The 3573-nt window shown below is 28.4% G+C and carries 5 protein-coding genes; all 5 read left to right on the top strand.

The genetic code is table 11. The features are described from left to right. A partial coding sequence (locus N5D03_RS14625) for an AAA family ATPase (RefSeq protein WP_280052085.1) occupies positions 1-709 on the top strand: 709 nt, incomplete at its 5' end. A 4-nt stretch (positions 710-713) separates the two neighbouring features. Then, positions 714-1949, top strand: coding sequence for a hypothetical protein (locus tag N5D03_RS14620; protein WP_280052084.1), 1236 nt, complete (start codon positions 714-716; stop codon positions 1947-1949). A 59-nt stretch (positions 1950-2008) separates the two neighbouring features. Next, positions 2009-2290, top strand: coding sequence for a helix-turn-helix transcriptional regulator (locus N5D03_RS14615; RefSeq protein WP_280052083.1), 282 nt, complete (start codon positions 2009-2011; stop codon positions 2288-2290). A gap of 67 nt (positions 2291-2357) precedes the next feature. Beyond that, positions 2358-2963 carry a DUF6088 family protein gene (locus N5D03_RS14610; RefSeq protein WP_280052082.1) on the top strand — a complete coding sequence of 202 codons (606 nt, stop codon included), beginning with the start codon at positions 2358-2360 and terminating at the stop codon, positions 2961-2963. Between the two features lies 1 nt (position 2964). Further along, positions 2965-3558, top strand: a complete 594-nt coding sequence (locus tag N5D03_RS14605; RefSeq protein WP_280052081.1) for a nucleotidyl transferase AbiEii/AbiGii toxin family protein — start codon at positions 2965-2967, stop codon at positions 3556-3558. Positions 3559-3573 lie beyond the last annotated feature (15 nt).

Genomic DNA, 3573 nt, shown 5'->3' with positions numbered 1-3573 from the left:
TAATATTGAAGATGGTATTTTTAAACGTATTGCTGATAGAGCAAAACGAGATCCTGATAATGACTATGCTCTTTTTATAGACGAAATAAACAGAGGAAATGTATCACAGATTTTTGGTGAATTAATTACATTAATTGAAGAAGATAAACGATTAGGAAATGACGAAGCAATTGAAGTAACTTTACCTTATTCGAAAGAAAAATTTGGAGTTCCGTCTAACCTTTACATCATTGGAACGATGAACACAGCGGATCGTAGTGTTGAAGCATTGGATACTGCGCTTAGACGTCGTTTCGTTTTTGAAGAAATGCCACCAGAATACAATTTAAATGGACTACAAGAAAATTTATTTAGTTTTTCAGCAGCAGAAATATTAAAAACAATTAACAAACGAATTGAAAAATTATTAGATAGAGATCATCAAATTGGACATGCTTATTTTATCAATAAAAATGAAGCAACTATTATCGATTCATTTTACAAAAACATTATTCCACTTCTACAAGAATATTTCTTTGGTGATTATGGAAAAATTGGTTTGGTATTAGGAACTGGGTTTATTAGAAAAATGGAACAAGATTCTGTATTTGCTAATTTTGAGCATTTAGATTATTCTCAATTTGAGGAAAAAGAATCGTATGAAATCATCAATTACAAAGATAATTTTGAAGGTTTTAGAGAAGCAATTAATTTATTAATGAATCGCTAGTGTTTTGAATAAGCAGAATCATATCACAGTTTTTGAGCATGAAAAACGTTTTTTCAATCTAAAAGACGAAAAAGAAAAGCAAATTCATGAAGCTTTAGAACGCTATCACGGAAATTATACACCATTTTTTAAACTTTTAAGAAATGGTGTTCAATTCAATGAACATGTTGGTGTAATTCAAATAGGAAAAACTACAATTGAAGTTTTACCAAAAACAGATAAGTCTGGTGAAGAAAAATGGCGTGATTTATTGATTGGAATGATCAAAACCGTTTGGGGATTTGATGTTAAATCAACTGGTTCGAGTTCATTGAAATTAAAATCAAATTCAATCTTAGAGCTGTACTTTGAGCTATTTATTTCAGAAATAGAATACTTACTTCATAGAGGTTTGATTAAAAGATACCGTAAAAATGAAGGAAATCAAACATCTTTAAAGGGTGCTTTACAGTTCTCAAAACATATTACCCATAATTTGGTTCATAAAGAACATTTTTATGTAAAATATACGCAGTATTCTAATGAACATTCTATTCATGAAATCTTATTCAAAACGATAAAACTTTTAGCACATATAAATTCAAACTCTCTTTTAAAAGGAAGAATTGGTGCATTGACTTTAGACTTCCCTGAAATGAAAGAAATAAAAGTAAATGAGTCTACATTCAAAAAAATAGTTTTTGATCGAAAAAATCAGCATTATCAAACTGCTTTAGAAATTTCTAAATTATTATTGTTGAACTATCATCCTGATATTTCCAAAGGTCGAAATGATGTATTGGCTTTAATGTTTGATATGAATAGTTTATGGGAGCAGTTTATTTTAGTGACGTTGAAAAGAAAATTAACAACACATTTTGTTTCATCACAAGTAACAAAAAGTTTTTGGAAACCAACTTCGGGATATTCGTCAAAAATGCGACCTGACATTATTTTAAAATGTAAAGAATCTCAAGAAAGTTTCGTTTTGGATACAAAATGGAAAAATCTAAATGGTTATAATCCATCTCCAGAAGATTTGCGTCAAATGTATGTTTATCTTCGATTTTATCAAGCTAAAAAAGTTGCTCTTGTTTATCCTTCGGATCAACATATCATTCAGAAAGGAAATTACTTTAGTTCAAAAAAACATTTAGAAATGTCAGATAAAGAATGTAGTGTCATGCAAATTGCTACATCAACGGATATTAAAACTTGGCAAGAAGAGATTACAAATCAAATTAAAGAATTATTATATTGATAATATTGTCTGTTATTTCATACATTTATTACATATTTGTATATAATAACGGACATTTTATGAAAATACAAGTTCTTTTACCTAAATATAAAAATGGTTTATCTCAAATGGGAGAAAATATAAAACTTGCACGTAAACGTAGAAAATTAACAGCAATTCAAGTTGTTGAACGTGCTGGTATTTCTCGATCAACTCTATCTTTAATAGAAAAAGGAGAATCTAGTGTTGCAATGGGAGCTTATTTTAATGTTTTAAGAGTATTAGGTTTACAAGATGATTTCATAAAACTAGCAGCAGATGATGAATTTGGTAGAAAATTACAAGATATAGAATTACTATAATTACATTTTTACATTAAATTATGTCACAAATTTTCACTATATTTGTGACAAATATTACTGTTTAAATATGATAGAAACATCTAAAAATAAGATACAAACAAAGATTTTAAAATCATCATTTGGCGAAATATTTTTTTTAGATGATTTTTCAAAATATGGTTCTTCAGATAACATCCGTAAAGTTCTCTCTCGTTTAGAAAATGAAGGTTTAGTTGAGCGTTTAACACATGGTATTTATCTTAAACCTAAAAAAGATTTGCTATTAGGAAAGATTTATCCGACTGTAGATGAAATTGCTAAACAGATTGCTAAACGGGATAAAGCTCGTATTGCGCCAACAGGAGTTTTGGCTTTGTATCTATTAGGTTTAACAACTCAAATTCCTTTGAAAGCTGTTTACTTGACCGATGGTTCGCAACGCGAAATAAAAATAGGAAATCGTACAATTCAATTCAAAAAAACAGTTCCTAAAAGTTTTGCTATTAAAGACGAATTATTACACTTGATTGTTCAAGCTTTTAAAGAAATAGGGCAAAAAGAAATAACAGATGATTTTTTTAATCAAATAAAACCTTCAATCCTTCACCTAAACGAACAAGTTATTCAAAAACAATTGAAATATGCACCTGTTTGGATTCAAAAAATAATCAATAATCTTTATACAACTCGTTAATATGTGGATCAATCTAACTAAAGAGCAACAAATACAAGTTCTGGAACAAACGGGAATTTCAAAAGGCTTACCTGCCTTTGTTGTAGAGAAAGATTGGTGGGTTTGCATTTTATTAAAAGCTATTTTTCAATCTCAATATGCGGATTCAATTATCTTTAAAGGTGGTACATCATTAAGCAAAGCTTATCTTTTAATTGATCGATTTTCTGAAGATATTGATCTAATTATTGATCGTCATTTATTAGGATTTGATAAATTAAATTCAAAATCTCAGATTAAAAAATTGCGAAAAGCTTCAGGTGGATTTATAATCAATGAGTTTAGAGAAGAATTAATTCGACAGTTAGATCAATTAGGAATTAGCAGAGATTTATATGAAATCAAATACAACGATCATGTTGATGATACAAGTGATCCCAATACATTAGAAATTCATTATCATTCCGTAGTACCTATAAGTAATGCTTATATTCAACAAAGAGTTTTATTAGAAATTGGAGCTCGTTCCTTAACAGAGCCATCTGAAACAAAATCTATTATTTCTTTTATTGATGATAATTATAAATGTAATCTTCCCCTTGTTAGGAACATTTAAAAGTATAGTTTTTAT

It is taken from the genome of Empedobacter sp. GD03861 (assembly GCF_029840885.1).
GTDB classification, from domain to species: domain Bacteria; phylum Bacteroidota; class Bacteroidia; order Flavobacteriales; family Weeksellaceae; genus Empedobacter; species Empedobacter falsenii_B.
The sequence above is the reverse complement of the archived record's forward strand: the minus strand, read 5'-3'. Positions and strand labels throughout refer to the sequence as shown.

What these genes read in the sequence shown, in the direction of transcription:
- N5D03_RS14605 (WP_280052081.1), top strand. Translation starts at nt 2,965, where the DNA reads ATGTGGATCAATCTAACTAAAGAGCAACAAATACAAGTTCTGGAACAA.
- N5D03_RS14615 (WP_280052083.1), top strand. Translation starts at nt 2,009, where the DNA reads ATGAAAATACAAGTTCTTTTACCTAAATATAAAAATGGTTTATCTCAA.
- N5D03_RS14610 (WP_280052082.1), top strand. Translation starts at nt 2,358, where the DNA reads ATGATAGAAACATCTAAAAATAAGATACAAACAAAGATTTTAAAATCA.